Origin of the sequence: Acinetobacter sp. TUM15064 (assembly GCF_008980265.1) — a bacterium.
Classification (GTDB): domain Bacteria; phylum Pseudomonadota; class Gammaproteobacteria; order Pseudomonadales; family Moraxellaceae; genus Acinetobacter.
In genome coordinates this window covers 1-14,201 of the sequence record NZ_BKFU01000076.1, presented here as the reverse complement: position 1 = coordinate 14,201, position 14,201 = coordinate 1, and the positions used below count along the sequence as shown (strand labels likewise).

Below are 14,201 nucleotides of genomic sequence, written 5' to 3'. Positions count from 1 at the left end.
AATATCAACGAATTTTGGTAGGTATATCCAGACTCGAACTGGAGACCTCTACGATGTCAAAGGAAGCATATACAAATTAAAATCATATATTTATCAATGAACAGACGCAGTTCTGTCGCAGACTTTAAAAATGTCGCAAAACTATTTGATGACCATGATAATTCTATAAAGTTAAAATTTTTATGATTAAACACAAAACTCTATACACTCACCAAGACCATCTACCATCAAAGCTATATCCACCCTTACTTGTGCATAAGCCTGATGCTCTCTCAATAGCGCTTCTATTACTTTATAAATGTCATCCTGCGCTTCCGCTCTCTTATCATCAGTTGTTCCTCGAATTAAATATACCTCTCCAATAAATGCAGTCTCAACCAAAGTCAATTTATTCCACGATACTTGTTTAATTTTAGCTATTTTTCTTCTCATATCATCTGAACTATCCCTATGGCTTCGTAAATTCTCGTTAACAGGAGAAACAGAATATGTAAACAAAAAATGATGACTAGGCATAGAACTACTCAAAACTTAAACTTAATGATACATATATACCATATCAATTATTTAACTCAATTATTTGTGAGGTTTTAATGGCTTACATCACCAAAGATGGCAAGTGGCTTGCCTATCGAGATGCAACACAAGAAATTATGGAATATGATGACTTTTCAGATGTCCAACAGGTTTATCAACCTGAATGGTTTTGGGTTGATAACAAAGATGATGCCAAAGTATTTCACGCAGAAAGTATAGCAAGTTCATTTCTAGTGCGTAGACGTGGGGAATTTTGGAAAGGTGCTAAGGTTGTTAGGAAATAGAAAAACTGATATAAGTTTTTTATTTTTAAGAGAATATGAATACCGACATAAAATCATTACTTATTAGAGTTTGTGGAACAATTTCCTATCTTATCGTTATTTTCTTTTTTGTAACCTTTATCTTGTTTTTGCACAACGACATTAAAGATGCATTAAAAGAAGCTTGGTCTGTCAGTGCTTCTTTTCTGTCTTTTTTAGCTACAATGGGAGCCGCGATAATTGCAGCCAATTTATTTAATGATTGGAGGGAGCAAAAAAAATATGAGTTAGAGAAAGAATATATTGAAAAGTTTTCTGCTTCTGTTTTTGATATATACCAATCAATTTTCTCACAAAGCAGTCAAATTCTTAATATTTATGAAGAATATAATAAAAATGAAAACTACACTATTCTAAGATTAGATAAGGTAGATTTCTTGAAAATATCAGAAAATGATAAATCCGCTCATTATCTTTCAAGCTTTATTAGCCTACTGATTCCAACAAGTAAATTTAAATGTATTTATGAAGATTTTCAAGAATCCCTTGCTCTTTTATCCTGGACGAACGAACAAGTTTATAATATATATATTCTAAAAATTCTTAAACACCATGAAGGTTCACCATACATAGCATTGTATTTAAATGATGAAAAAATGGATCAAATCCAATTAGCTAATTTTATGAAAATCATAAGAATCATTGATAATAAAATAACCATCACTATAAACAAGCAAACAAAACAGGTATCTTATTCTGAGTTATTACGTGAGTTTGAAAGATCCTTTAATAGCTTAAATTCTGAAATGATTAAATATATTAACCCATAAAAAAATGCCCTTAGGAATTTTTCAACCCGCACTCCAAACAGAGACGGTGATGTGAATCTTTATTCAAACGAAAGCGCTGTGCACTCTGAAGGTAGAATGCATAGCTATTGAAGGTTAGTTATCTTGCGCAGCATATTTCAAGTTGTCCGCTACACGATTCGTCCAACCTTTTCCATATGTTAGCCACGTTGAAAGTGATGTATAAAACTTCAATCGTTCTGCAGTCAGGCTGAGCAATACATCATTCAGATCCAAAGCATTCACAGACGCAATTGTTTTTGGACCAATAACTCCATCTACTGTCACACCAGCAACTTGTTGTAGCTCAATGATTGCTCGCTTCTTCCCAGCATTAATTGCAAAGTCCCAAAGCTGAAAAGTAATAGCTGAATGCAGACCGTGACCGCCTAATTTATCCCACCAGTCCTTTTTATAAATCTCTTTGGCTTGGGCTAATGTGAGATTTTTAATATCAAGGTTTGGATAGGTGTTAGCAGCTAAGCCATACTTTGTACCTTTTAACGTACCTACTCCAACTTTCCCACCAGTCCAGTTACCTGGATCGCGTCTGTCATCACTATAACCACCTTCATGACCAATCAACCGCTGAAAGGCCTGATCAAATGTAATGGAATTTGTGGGTAACGTGGCAAAGCCTAATAGTTTTGGTACAGGATGAATTTCAGGCTGTTTCTTCAAACGTGCAAGCACCATAGCCACACCAACAAACACCCCAACCCACTCAGCAATGTTTTCTGGGATCTTATTTTTCAGCTCTTGTGGGATTACGTTCCACACACCTAAAAACTGCTCTGATAATAAAATCAAGGCATAAAAAAAGGCGCTTGCTGCGCCTACTTGTACTGACTTGAGTTTCCAAGCCTGTTGCCAATTTTCAATTAGTTTCATTTCACTTTCCTTCAGGTATTAAAAAACCGCCCTAAGGCGGCATATAGTTGGTGCGTTATTTCTTCAAATCTTCTCTGGCTTCTTTAAGCTCCTTAACCACCTCAATGATGGTTTTGCCCTCCTGTTTATTGATGAAGTTAAAAGTCCACCGCACCACAGCCCAACCCGGTAACCCACATACAAAGAAGAAGCCACCCAAAGCAATCATTCCCCAAATATCTGTTACCCACTCATGTAGCCCCCATTTCACGATGATGAAAGCACCACCAGTCAGACTGGATACAACCGTACAAATCAAACCCACGGCCCACTCTTGTGGTGAACGTGGCAAACGCATCATGATGACAACCGTTGCAACAAGTGCTATCGCTAATGTGACCATAATCGCTGCACCGTAGAACTTTAAAAACGCAGCAAAACCACTTGTGGACACTGGTTCCATTTATTTCCCCTAATTTAATAAAAAAGCACCCGAAGGTGCAGTAATAGCTTTAGATCCCAACCATTTGGGCAGAATACGCTGACCAAATGGCTGCTGCTTGATATGCAGTTAATGAAGCAGCAGGCACTTTAATCACACACGTGGCTTTTAAACCATTCAATGCTGAAGCGTTAGTTAATGAAGGTGGGCTGATCGGTAAGCAAATCAATTCATTACACGCACTTAGACTGGCAAGCCCACTTGCTAAAATACTGCTGACATTTAGACCAATCGTAAATTTCTGGCATAAGGTATTACTTGCAAAAGCAAATGCGGTTATTTGGGTAATACCATTTCCCGTATTAACCTCAACCGACTTTGTATATTGATAAGCACCACCTTCAATGGTAGTAACAGTGTCTGGAATCAGATTATATTTAAGGTTTGAATTGTAAAAAGCCGAACCCTTGACCGTCGTTACGTTTCGATAGTTAAAATTTTCCAGTTTTCCTGTGTAGCCAAATGCATAAGCTGGAATCGTGGTCACTCCTAAACCAATATCAAAACCTGTAAATCCAGCATAATAGAAACAATAGTTAAGGAGCACGTTGACGCTATTGGGTAATATGCAATTGAAAGCGATTACAGCTGAAGATCCAAAATTCGCAAAGGAATACTGTCCTATTTTCGTCAAGGTATTTGGAAGTTCTAAGCGTGACGCATAACGCCAATCGCTAACAGCATAATCACCAATTTCTGTAACATCTCCTTTTAGTATGAAGCCTGTTGCTCGAAAAAAAATATGATCACTTTGAGTAGTCGCCCTTAATGCGTTTGCTTGAATAACACCCGCAATCTCACCAGTGAGTGTAATTACCCCCACATTAAGCGGGAAATTATTCATATTTCCTGAAAACTGAATCACACCTCCGCCCACAACTTCGGATGGAGCAAACAATTCAATGGTTTTTGTTGCGGCATCTTTTTCAGCAGTCACTGTCACTTTTTGACCGCTTGTATACGCAGACAAAAAAGGGACTATAAAGTCCCCGTTTGAATCTGCTACTCCCGTATAGGTTGTCATTCTTATTCCTCAATCTCAATCGTAATCGTTGCACCAGGTTCAGCCTTTCCTGAGATCCCTGTTCCATCAAAACTTAAATTTGCAGTCAGTGATTCATCGACATTAATCGTGATGTTTGCGATCGGAACTGTGTTTCCTGAAACATATTTGCCATCTGTAGTCGCTGTAAGAATTAAGCTGGCAGATTCAACAAAGAATGAATGCTCAAAGACGCTGAAAGATGTATAGCTATCTCGAACTGACCATATTCTTAGTCTGTGTGCTTTGTTTTGAATTAAAACAGCAGAAGGAATGACATAGCTATTCGCATTAATCTCTGTTGCATGATGAAGTACCGTATCATTCGCACTGATTTCAATTGAATAAGTCACACCTGTTTCTAATGTGACCCCACCTTCGTAGAATCCTAAAATTTCACCCCCTGTTTGCTGTAAGCGGTTTCGATGCACCCAGGTCAAAACAATGTCATTAGAAATGACTGTTGTTTCAGGGAAATATGCATCATTCATTTTTACATTTGCAGGTGGATATGGACGAATTGCACGTACTTGTATCTCAACAGGTTGTGGATCAACATCATCAATATTTAAAATTCCACTTGGGGTAGTCGTCAGCGCTTTTACGTTGATGATTTCCCCAATGACATATTCAGTCGGATCTACCGCAACAAAATCATCTGCAAAATACAGCACACTCCCTACCAAGTGATTCTGAGGGATGGTATCGAATGCCCCACGCTTTACTGTGAGTAATCCTGTTTGCTGATCATAAGATTGATAGACCATGATCTCGTTATTCACTGTAATCTGAGTGCCCGTGCTGACCATATCAATTTCACCTGCATCTCTTACAATGAAAGCCGAATTGATGGGTGAAATATTCTGATCAAGCTCAACCGTTTCGCAATAGGCTATCGTCGCTGTTCGCTCATAATCATTGCCTTGGTCCGTGTACAGTAGTGCACTCAATGAATTACTTTGCGGCCTTTGCGCAATGCATGCGACATAACCACCATCAGGGTTATATGCCAATGCATCATCTACTGCTTTTTGTCCATTCAGTTGAACTGCTTCTAAATATGACAATTCAAACGCCTTAAACAAGGCAGGCTGTGGAGGTTTCGGTGTGGTATCAACGGGTGTATCAATCACAATATTTGAAGAGAGCATATTCGAATAAGGGACGACCTCAACAAAATCAATAGATACCTCTGTTCCCGTACCTAAATTGATTTTCATGATTCGAACCAAGATTGTTCCGTTCCATCTCTTCGGCCATGCTAACTTTAATAAGTCATAACGATTCCATTTGCGAGCCTCATAGAAGCCCGTAGTCAAGGTTCCTTGCCATACTGGTGTAGACATTTGTTTCAACTTCCACTGAGCAACTACAGCTGCGTTACGCTGGTTTGTGTAGTATGGGAATTTGACATCTTCTGAATTTACAAGACCCTGCAAGTTGCGAATTGCCGCATTTTCAGCTACTGAAAAAGATGAGCTCTTAATTGCATCACGATTGTAGTGACTGACATTGAGCTGATTAATCAGCTCATCTGCGGAGACAGCCCCATCCAACTGCATGCTTTTAATTTTATTGACAGGCAAAGTGTGAATTTCATCATCAGCAAACCAATCATCACGAAATAGAACCATTTCATAAATGCCGGTCTGTCGATTAATCCTTACACCTGCTTCAATATGTCCGCACAATTCATTAATAGCCTCGATACAAGATTTATCAGTGATAGCCCATGAGATTCCAAGACCTTCATCAAAAATTCGATCTGCTGCTTTCTTGAAATTTACGTCATTAACATCAGACTCAGGCTTATTCATTGCTGTGTCATCGGTCAGAATTTCACGAATTTTATGAATTGGATTTATTTCGCCAAATTTTGTGAGCTGTGATTGGTAATTATTTGGATAAAATACTGTGACATTGAAAGGGAACATACGGTTCGAACTTGATGATGAAGCAAATAAATGAGGCTCAACCGTTGCAACTATGCTTGCTTCACCACCTGCCATCTTAAAAATGTATTCATGTGATGTTCCATATACACCAGTTTCATAACTTGAACTAAGAATTTCAGATGCTGGTTCAACGCTGAATTTTGGCGTATACGGATAAGCATCACTCGAATCTGTATGAAAAAAAACACGAAATATAAACTCACACTTTTCTGAAAATTTAATCTGTGCACGCCCCACACAGTTGCCCTTATAAACTGGATTTGTCGTACTACTGTTCCATGCGCTACCTACATCTGATAATTGGATTGAATCAATCGCATATCGGTCCACTAGCTCGGAACGCCAATTACTTAATGATGTTGTACGACCTACAGTTGTTTGAGTGCCTGCCTCCGTAGTGACATCCAAGCGCATAGTCATTAAGCGCATGGTATCTGGATCGATTTCAACACGGATTTTATTAATTTCCGCCTTTTCGTCATACCACTGTAGTCGCCCATCATTACGAACATGTATTCGCATTGGCCAAAGCAACATCTCTTTCATATAACCCGAATTGCCATGGTAAAACGAGTTGTTGTAGTGCTTTGGTGTGCTCTGTACAACGCCACTTGCCGTTACAGTTGTTTCTGTTTTTTTACCAAGGCCACGGAACAACAAATAAGACTGAAAGGGATAACCAGACACCTTTGAAAAGTCAGCGCTATAAGTCGCATTAGGCAGCTGGTCAGCAGTACCTGTATGAATATCAATAAATCCAGCAACACCACCCTCTTTATCCCCATATAAATTTGGGCTTTCTACACGCAGAAAGCTTTCTCCATTATCAGGTTTAAAAAGCCAACCACGGTTATCAAAGTTAATCCCAATCAACTTTTCAATCGGATTACCAATAAAGTTGGTGAGTTTTGCGAAGTATCGTTGACCAATTGTTTGACTACTGCTTCCGCCCATTTTTTACATACTCCACAACTTGCTGCGCCATGGCATCATTGGTTTGTTCAACAATTTCAATATCAATGCCGTTTTCAAGAAAGGCTATCCAATCCCAACCCTGAGATAAAAAAAATGCCCGCGATCCGCGAGCACACATTCCAGCTTGACGTATATCTGACATGTAAATCTTCACTTGCCACCTTTCTGTTTGATATCCGTTGTCGCATGCCCCCAAATATGGGTGATGTTTCCATACATATGAGGACTACCTGCTACGTCTGAAAAGGAAACACCTTCATCAGCGATGGTGCCGTCTAATTGATTGGCTGTTTGTTGGTTCTTCTTTTGGGCTTTGCGTATGGCGTAATAGCTGTAAGCCATTGTGACTACCATTAGCGCAAGCATGGCGTAAATCACCCAGGGTGCAATAACCATTCGACACCTCGCTTACTTAATCAATTGCGTATAGATTGGGTTGCTGTTCGGGATGAATTGATGCCCGGCATAACGCGCCCAATTGTTAAACTTCTCATCACACATTTTTTTAGATTGATCACAACCCGGTACAACAGGAAATACATCACCCACCGCTAAACCGACATGCTGACGGTACAACGTGAAGCTATTCTCGCTGCTAGTCGTGATTAAGGTATGTACACCACCTTTCAGCATCAACCCCAAATCCAACCATTGATCTGGATAAGACTTGGTTTCCATCACGGGTTGTCCTTCTTCATCAAACATTGGATTGCCTTCTGCATCAAGCACCTGCGTCGGATTAACGGTGAATGTGACATTTAACCCGCTGATTGCAGTGACGGTAATGTCAAAGGCCCAATCTTCAAACTTGAGCCCGCACCATCGGTCATAAATCGAGTTTGGGCAAGAGTACTGGAACTTACGTGTCAGAATATTGCGGTTTAGGTAAGATTCACCCGTTTCACAAACCAAGGTCAATGTATCAGCATCTTCATCATACTTGGGCTGTGTGACACGGCCTTCATGCAGTACCAGTGTTTCACCTTGATAAAGCTCAAGGATGGTAATGGTCACACCACCATAGAATATCTTGCCTGCGAAGATTGCTGCCAAATCTTCACCCTCAGCATTGAGTAAATGCATCTGCGGAAAGGTCACTTCAGTATCACATTTATCAATACTTTCATCTTCAATCGCTGTGCGTTGTAAGCCACGGATCGGCAGATACTCAATCCCAGCATGTGTGATTGCTTTTCGCTGATCCGTAAAATACCAAGCACGTGCAGCATGCTTGAGTTGATATAACTCGGCTCTGTTTCTCATGATGTAAGCTCAACAATGGGCACAGTCACTTGTGAAATCTGTGCGCCTAAAAACTGGAATTCAATTTGATCTGCATCAAAACGGTGTAAGCCCAAATAGCAAATGGTTTTGATGTCGTTACGGTGTGCATTGATCGCTGGTGAAACCGTTAAAGATCCGCCAGTTTTCGCGGTAATCTCATGTGCGGTCCACGTTCCGTTTTTACGCTTCACGGCAATATGTTTACGATCAGCTTCAAGCAAGTACTTAGTGTTGGTGCTCAGTGAGGTGGTGATATTTGCCGTGTTTAAAATGTTGAGATGCTTCTCATACAAAGGCATCCAAAAGGCTTGATAACGACCCATGCGCCGAAATAGGAATCGGCGGTATTCGCTATATTGATCCCATCCTTTCAACACAGACTTAAACGGTTTTAAGTAGCGTGGTTTCTTCCAGTGGGTGAAATCCTGAAACCCACCCACATCAGCATCCACAATGTTTTGGTGTTGCATCAGCGTCATTTCTAAAGCACTGCCATCCAAAAGCAATGCTTTAAAATAAATATCTTCGCCCTGGTACTGCTCTGGAATGTCTCCCGCATGTTCGGGTGAATCTTCAGCCAACACCCGAAAAACCACACTTGAATTTGACCAGAACCCGCCTGTGCTGATCGATGCATCACCCTCGATGATGCAAATCCGCAGCGGCAGGATTGAAGCATTTGATACAGTGACATTCTGGGCCAATCGAAACCCATCCTGATATTCAGTTTCTAAGGCTTGAACAATTTCATCCGTTTCAGGATCTCGAATTTCTTCCTGAGTAATGAGGTATCGGCCCACAGCTGTAATCTCAACAACCTGAAAACCTGTTGCTGATTCAATTAAAGCAAAACCGACTCTAAGGTCGGCTATATGGGCTGCTGTTGACAGTGGGATGTAATCACTATCCTCAAGATCAGGAATAGGCTGCCTGAACTGGGGCAATGGAATCCCCCACTGTTTACGCAAGTTGGCATAGAGCATGTGGAAGATGTCGCCCATCGCTTTCTGCATATTCACGTAATTGAAGCTGAGAACCTGCCTTGGAGCATCCCGCTGGATATAACGATCCTCACTGCTGTCATAAGCCTCATGAACTTCGGTTTTGAATTCCAGTCGCTCAGTTGAATTTAATAGAGGGCAATTTGTTAATACATGCACCTCACCATATTGGGTTTGTATTTTCATTTTGTCCTCGAATTACAGGTATAAAAAAACCGACCTATTAAGGCCGGTTATCTCTTAGCATATCCAGTTCGTTTCATATGATAAAGGAAAGCCTTTTCCCCATCAGCGCTATAAAGCATATCTTTGGCTTCATCCTCATCTTTGACCATGATTACCCTAAGGCTATTCTCAATGGGCTGGGATTGCTGATGATTTGGCTTATTTGCAAGATAATTCGTTAGATCCTTATTCTGCTGAGGATTTAACACTCGCTCACCACCATCTAATAACCATGTGCCTTCTTTGGGAATGTTATCAATACCGTTATGAGCCATACCATCAATTCCAATAGATGAAATTGTTGCAATTGCTGGCATTAATGCACCCATTACAGCAGTACCACCCGCGAACTTTTGAGGCAAAGTCATTGCACTCGGATCAGCAAAAGCCTGCGTATATGCAGTCCATGCGGCAACCAGTGACGAAGCAATAGAAAACGATTGTTGACCAGCAAATGCTATACGATAAGCCGTTGATTGCTCCCCAGCATTGTTTTTAACTGACTGAGTTAATTGTGCAAAAGTCGTCTGCCCACTTGAAAAAATGCCTTGCCACATCTCCAACTGTTGAAGCATTTGACTTTGAGCCAAATCTTTAACGCTTTGATCATATTGAAGATCAATTGCATACAACCCATCACGGTATTCTTGATGTGCCTGCAAAAGTGCTTCATAACGCTCATCATCTGTCGTGTAAGTATCACTCGTCATAATGTCTCGCTCAACATTCACACGATCGTTCTTCAAAGCTACTTGAGCCTTTGAACGATCACTTTCCAGACTCCACTGAGAATATTCTTGTGGAGTCATCGTAGATTTCGCAAAAATATCATCAGCGCCACCAGAAAGACTTATGATTGAATCTTCTAAGGTTTGGCGCAGTTCTAGCGCATGCCAACGTGCTCGCTGAAGCTCTTGTTGACGTTGCTTTTCAAGATGAAGTGATGCTTCAGCATACTGATCAGTGGTTAACTGAATATCTAATTTCAAATCACGCTGGCGGCGAGCATAGCTTTCATTAATTAGCTGCTCTTCTGATTTCATATAATCAGAATAAGCAGATAACTTGTCAGCTTGTGCTGCTTGCGCAACTTGAATTTCAATATCAGCACGCTTTTGATACTGAGCTTTGAGTTCACTTGCTTTTGTATCACTAAATCCAGCCTTATCTATCTCCTCAAATTTATCAGCTAATTGCTGTTTAATTCGAACTGCGTCATCTGCAACCTCAATATTCAGTTGCTTCTGTTTTTCAGCAATTCGCTCACGTTCAATGATGATTTTTTCCTGCTCTTGTACCCAATCATCAAATGAATAATCTTCAGTAAATGAGGCACCGCTTGCGCCGCCCATATAACCTTTAACATTTTTCACATACTGTCTGTTAATAGGCCCAATATTTGTGCCACGCTGAACATTGCCCTCCCCAGCATGATATGCACTGATTGCCTTTTCAATATCTCCATTAAACAGACTAAGTAAATGAGCCAAATATTTACCAGCACCCTCAGCAGCTTGGGCTAAGTTATAGCGGTCACTTACACCATATTGCTTTGCTGTCGCAGATAAAAACTGAAAACCACCTGCAGCGCCAGAACTTTTATTATAAGCATTGGCATTACCGCGAGATTCCTGCATATGAACTGCAGAAAGCAACCCAGACGGCAGGCCATTTTTTGCTTCAATGCCTTTGAAGTTATATTTAGCTGCATTGGATGCAACCAGAGCATTCACTTTCATTGCATTGCCTTGAGCCTCAACAAGCTTCTTGTTTTTCTCCTCCAGCTTATTACGCTCATCAATTGTTTTATTTAGATTTTTTTCTGATTGCCAGCGTTCACGAACCGATTTTATTTGATCCTCAGTCAGGCTTTTACTCGTACCTAAAATGCCAGCTGCTTTGCGCATTTCATATATGTATTCAGCCAATTTAGGATCGACTTTTGTGCTTGAAACAATGCTCCCAACAAGATTGTTTTTGTAGGCAACCACGCTATTGTCTTCTAAAAGTTTTTTTAGCTCTTCTGACAAAACCGCAACTTCACCTGCCTGCTTCTTAACCTCACCTGTGACACCGCTTAATGCGGTTTTAAAAGCATTTTGCGCAGATTCCGCATCTTTAAATTTGCTTTTAGCTTCAACATAACCACCCAGTAACCCACGAACCTTATTTAGCTGATCATCAGTCAAAATATTGACATTCTTAACAGCTTGATAATATTCATCACTGGTCATCCGACCTTGTGATAGTTCACTATTCAATTTGCTGAATGTCGCAATTTTTTCATCCGAAACTGGCAAAGCTTCCATAAATGAATAAAGATCTGATGATGCGACTCGATACTTAAGACCCAAATCTTCAATTTGATCTGCCAAAGCTTTTGCTTCATTATCTCTCTGCAGTGTATTCAGTTCTCGATATTTGACAACCAATTCGCTGACAGATTTTCCCTGTGTATCAATTGAAGCCGTTGCTTTTTCAGCATTATCTTTCATTAAAAGATAACCTGCTGCCACACCAGCTACAGCAATTCCCAACCCAACAGGCCCCAATAAGGCTCCGCGCAAACTAAGCATTGATGCTTTTGCCGCCGCTGCCTGCTGGTATGAAGCACGTGCATTCGCCATCATTGCTGCAGTTTGTGCATTAATAGGCCCCATAGACTTAACCATTGCTGCTGTAGCTGCTAAATTTGATTTAGCAATTTCGTAGTCTGCTAAGGTTTTTGCTCGCGTAGCCATAACATTACTAACTTTTGCAGCTGTATCTGTCGCTAATGATTTTGCACCCAAAGCTATTGCTGGAATATATGAACCTACAAGGTACGCACCTGCAACCGCAGTTACATTGCCTAAAACATCCAAGTTATCTGCTGCGAGTTTTGCTGTATCACCTATAACACCCAATCCGGCCGCCATAGTATTGGTTACGCCATAAGTTTCATTAATCGTACCCGCCAGTACTAAAAAACCATTTCGCGCATTGCTTAAACCATCTGGCAAGGAATTGCTCATGTTATTGGCCAGAGCTTCACTTTTTTCACGACTAGCATCAAGCGCATTATTCAAATCTTTTGTGCTCAATTTTCCAGCATTACCCAATGACAAAATATCAGCTTCAGATTTATTCAATTTTTTTGATAAATCAGCAACAATACTCGGGATAGCAGATAAAATTGAAATCCAAGCATCACCTGAAACCTTACCGCTATAAATACTTTTCATATATGCATCTGTTGCGCTGGCCGCTTTATCCGCAGCCGTTGCATTATGGGTAAATGAAAACGATAAGCTGTCTGTAATTCGCAAAGAACGCTCTGTAGTTTCACCATAAGCTTTCAATGCACCGCCAACATCCAAATAAACTTGTTGGGCCTCTTTCAAAGAACGATATGTGGTATTTGCCGTTTCTAAAAGATGCTTTTGAACTTGGTCATACTCTTGCTGACTACTGGTTGCATTGCGGATCTGCGCAGCCATTTGAGAATATTCATCCGCTATACTGATCACTGTGCCTACAGTAAAACCAGCTAAAGCCGTAGCACCTAAACCTTTAATCATTTCGAGCGCAGAGCCAGTGCTCTTTTCAATACGTTTCGATTCTCGCTCTGCAGTATCACCAGCTTTTTTCATTGGCTCAGTGAAACCACCAGTCTTTGCAATTAAATCAAGTGTTAGCGTTCCAAGCGGAGTAGCCATATATTTTCCTCTAGACGTAAAAAAACCGCCTAGATAGCGGTTTTTAAAAATCGTAAATAAGTTATTTTGCATAACTTATACAGTATTTTTGCCAATATTCATTGAATTGAGGTGCTGGAATATCACCTTCAATAATCACTATTTGCTCACTTGCAGCTATATATTTTTTAAACCCAGTGAATGCACCAAATCCATTTTTTGCATTAACCTCACCACAAAATGCAACCTCATTTCTGAACTTTGCTGAATCTGCATCTTTAAGAAATTGCTGAACTCTTTCTCGACCCAGTCTATTAACTTTTATCTCAGTCATTTCAGCTTTTGCTTTAGCTTTTTCAGCCTCTGACTTTCCACAACCAACTAAACCCACAACAAATGCTAATAAAATAATTTTCTTCATGCTGAACCTTTAAATCAATTTTATATATTTTGCCGAATTTGCCACTCTCGAAGGCATATCTAATCTAACACCAAACTTATGATCTTTACTGCCACCACCAACAATGACAGCATCAACATACACTGCACAATTATCTGGCATATTGAGTTTGGCTAAAAGTTTAACCCAGCTTTCAGCATTATTCCGAGCAAAATACCCAACAGTTAAGCCATTAATATCCACTTTGGTAGCATTTTTATCATAACTATTATTAAGATCTCTAATTATTCTTGCTTGTACTTCAGTAAAACTGCCTATACCATCTCGCTTAACTGCAAAACGCTCAATATTAGATTGGTACGATGCTTCACCTACAATTTCAAATGGATATGATTCAAAATCATAAGCACCATCATATTCAAGTTTATACTTCCCTTTTGCAGAAACACCAACGTTCATAACAGGCATCCTTGGTGGTACAGGTTTTTTATAATCCACTGCCTTATTATTTACTATTTTCGGCTTCAACTCTTCGGCTCTTAGTTTTTTATAATTTTCATAACCACCACTCTCTCTCAATACCTGCCAAACCGAGTACCCCACTACAGCCGCGATTATCAGT

General features: G+C 40.1%; 14 protein-coding genes. 2 read left to right on the top strand and 12 right to left on the bottom strand.

The window, feature by feature from the left end; all coding sequences use genetic code 11:
- Positions 1-186: 186 nt before the first annotated feature.
- Positions 187-516, bottom strand: a complete 330-nt coding sequence (locus GBI16_RS16070) for a hypothetical protein (protein WP_151707455.1) — start codon at positions 514-516, stop codon at positions 187-189.
- A gap of 77 nt (positions 517-593) precedes the next feature.
- Between GBI16_RS16070 and GBI16_RS16065 the strand changes: the two genes are divergently transcribed.
- Together GBI16_RS16065 and GBI16_RS16060 are read left to right on the top strand one after the other, a co-directional pair.
- On the top strand, positions 594-821 hold the full coding sequence (locus tag GBI16_RS16065) for a hypothetical protein (protein WP_151707454.1): 228 nt from the start codon (positions 594-596) through the stop codon (positions 819-821).
- Positions 822-856: 35 nt separating this feature from the next.
- Positions 857-1,630 (top strand): hypothetical protein, encoded by a 774-nt coding sequence (locus GBI16_RS16060; protein ID WP_151707453.1) that lies wholly within the window; start codon positions 857-859, stop codon positions 1,628-1,630.
- Positions 1,631-1,744: 114 nt separating this feature from the next.
- Here GBI16_RS16060 and GBI16_RS18970 read toward each other — a convergent pair whose 3' ends face one another.
- The 11 genes from GBI16_RS18970 to GBI16_RS18720 all read right to left on the bottom strand — a co-directional run.
- Positions 1,745-2,539, bottom strand: coding sequence for a glycoside hydrolase family 108 protein (locus GBI16_RS18970; RefSeq protein WP_228267853.1), 795 nt, complete (start codon positions 2,537-2,539; stop codon positions 1,745-1,747).
- A gap of 55 nt (positions 2,540-2,594) precedes the next feature.
- On the bottom strand, positions 2,595-2,981 hold the full coding sequence (locus GBI16_RS16045; protein ID WP_004980415.1) for a hypothetical protein: 387 nt from the start codon (positions 2,979-2,981) through the stop codon (positions 2,595-2,597).
- Positions 2,982-3,030: 49 nt separating this feature from the next.
- Positions 3,031-4,044 (bottom strand): leucine-rich repeat domain-containing protein, encoded by a 1,014-nt coding sequence (locus GBI16_RS16040; protein ID WP_151707452.1) that lies wholly within the window; start codon positions 4,042-4,044, stop codon positions 3,031-3,033.
- Positions 4,045-4,046: 2 nt separating this feature from the next.
- Positions 4,047-6,971, bottom strand: coding sequence for a hypothetical protein (locus tag GBI16_RS16035; RefSeq protein ID WP_151707451.1), 2,925 nt, complete (start codon positions 6,969-6,971; stop codon positions 4,047-4,049).
- Positions 6,955-7,134 (bottom strand): hypothetical protein, encoded by a 180-nt coding sequence (locus GBI16_RS16030; protein WP_228267852.1) that lies wholly within the window; start codon positions 7,132-7,134, stop codon positions 6,955-6,957. Before GBI16_RS16030 ends, GBI16_RS16035 begins: the two co-directional genes overlap by 17 nt.
- Before the next feature lie 8 nt (positions 7,135-7,142).
- A complete protein-coding gene (locus tag GBI16_RS16025) occupies positions 7,143-7,388 on the bottom strand; it encodes a hypothetical protein (RefSeq protein WP_228267851.1) in 246 nt (81 codons plus the stop codon).
- A gap of 12 nt (positions 7,389-7,400) precedes the next feature.
- Positions 7,401-8,255: a phage BR0599 family protein gene (locus GBI16_RS16020; RefSeq protein WP_151707449.1), complete on the bottom strand. Its 855-nt coding sequence runs from the start codon at positions 8,253-8,255 to the stop codon at positions 7,401-7,403.
- The gene (locus GBI16_RS16015) at positions 8,252-9,463 is read right to left on the bottom strand and encodes a hypothetical protein (RefSeq protein ID WP_151707448.1); all 1,212 of its coding nucleotides are present in this window, start codon (positions 9,461-9,463) and stop codon (positions 8,252-8,254) included. Before GBI16_RS16015 ends, GBI16_RS16020 begins: the two co-directional genes overlap by 4 nt.
- Positions 9,464-9,510: 47 nt before the next feature.
- Entirely contained in the window at positions 9,511-13,200 is a 3,690-nt protein-coding gene (locus GBI16_RS16010; protein WP_171494577.1) for a tape measure protein, read from the bottom strand.
- A gap of 61 nt (positions 13,201-13,261) precedes the next feature.
- Entirely contained in the window at positions 13,262-13,600 is a 339-nt protein-coding gene (locus GBI16_RS16005; RefSeq protein WP_151707446.1) for a hypothetical protein, read from the bottom strand.
- A 9-nt stretch (positions 13,601-13,609) separates the two neighbouring features.
- The coding region (locus tag GBI16_RS18720) for a hypothetical protein (RefSeq protein ID WP_215900692.1) at positions 13,610-14,201 on the bottom strand (592 nt) is incomplete at its 5' end.

Excerpts from the sequence above, each read along its gene's own strand:
- GBI16_RS16070 (WP_151707455.1), bottom strand. The coding sequence starts at position 516 with ATGCCTAGTCATCATTTTTTGTTTACATATTCTGTTTCTCCTGTTAAC.
- GBI16_RS16065 (WP_151707454.1), top strand. The coding sequence starts at position 594 with ATGGCTTACATCACCAAAGATGGCAAGTGGCTTGCCTATCGAGATGCA.
- GBI16_RS16060 (WP_151707453.1), top strand. The coding sequence starts at position 857 with ATGAATACCGACATAAAATCATTACTTATTAGAGTTTGTGGAACAATT.
- GBI16_RS18970 (WP_228267853.1), bottom strand. The coding sequence starts at position 2,539 with ATGAAACTAATTGAAAATTGGCAACAGGCTTGGAAACTCAAGTCAGTA.
- GBI16_RS16045 (WP_004980415.1), bottom strand. The coding sequence starts at position 2,981 with ATGGAACCAGTGTCCACAAGTGGTTTTGCTGCGTTTTTAAAGTTCTAC.
- GBI16_RS16040 (WP_151707452.1), bottom strand. The coding sequence starts at position 4,044 with ATGACAACCTATACGGGAGTAGCAGATTCAAACGGGGACTTTATAGTC.
- GBI16_RS16035 (WP_151707451.1), bottom strand. The coding sequence starts at position 6,971 with ATGGGCGGAAGCAGTAGTCAAACAATTGGTCAACGATACTTCGCAAAA.
- GBI16_RS16030 (WP_228267852.1), bottom strand. The coding sequence starts at position 7,134 with ATGTCAGATATACGTCAAGCTGGAATGTGTGCTCGCGGATCGCGGGCA.
- GBI16_RS16025 (WP_228267851.1), bottom strand. The coding sequence starts at position 7,388 with ATGGTTATTGCACCCTGGGTGATTTACGCCATGCTTGCGCTAATGGTA.
- GBI16_RS16020 (WP_151707449.1), bottom strand. The coding sequence starts at position 8,255 with ATGAGAAACAGAGCCGAGTTATATCAACTCAAGCATGCTGCACGTGCT.
- GBI16_RS16015 (WP_151707448.1), bottom strand. The coding sequence starts at position 9,463 with ATGAAAATACAAACCCAATATGGTGAGGTGCATGTATTAACAAATTGC.
- GBI16_RS16010 (WP_171494577.1), bottom strand. The coding sequence starts at position 13,200 with ATGGCTACTCCGCTTGGAACGCTAACACTTGATTTAATTGCAAAGACT.
- GBI16_RS16005 (WP_151707446.1), bottom strand. The coding sequence starts at position 13,600 with ATGAAGAAAATTATTTTATTAGCATTTGTTGTGGGTTTAGTTGGTTGT.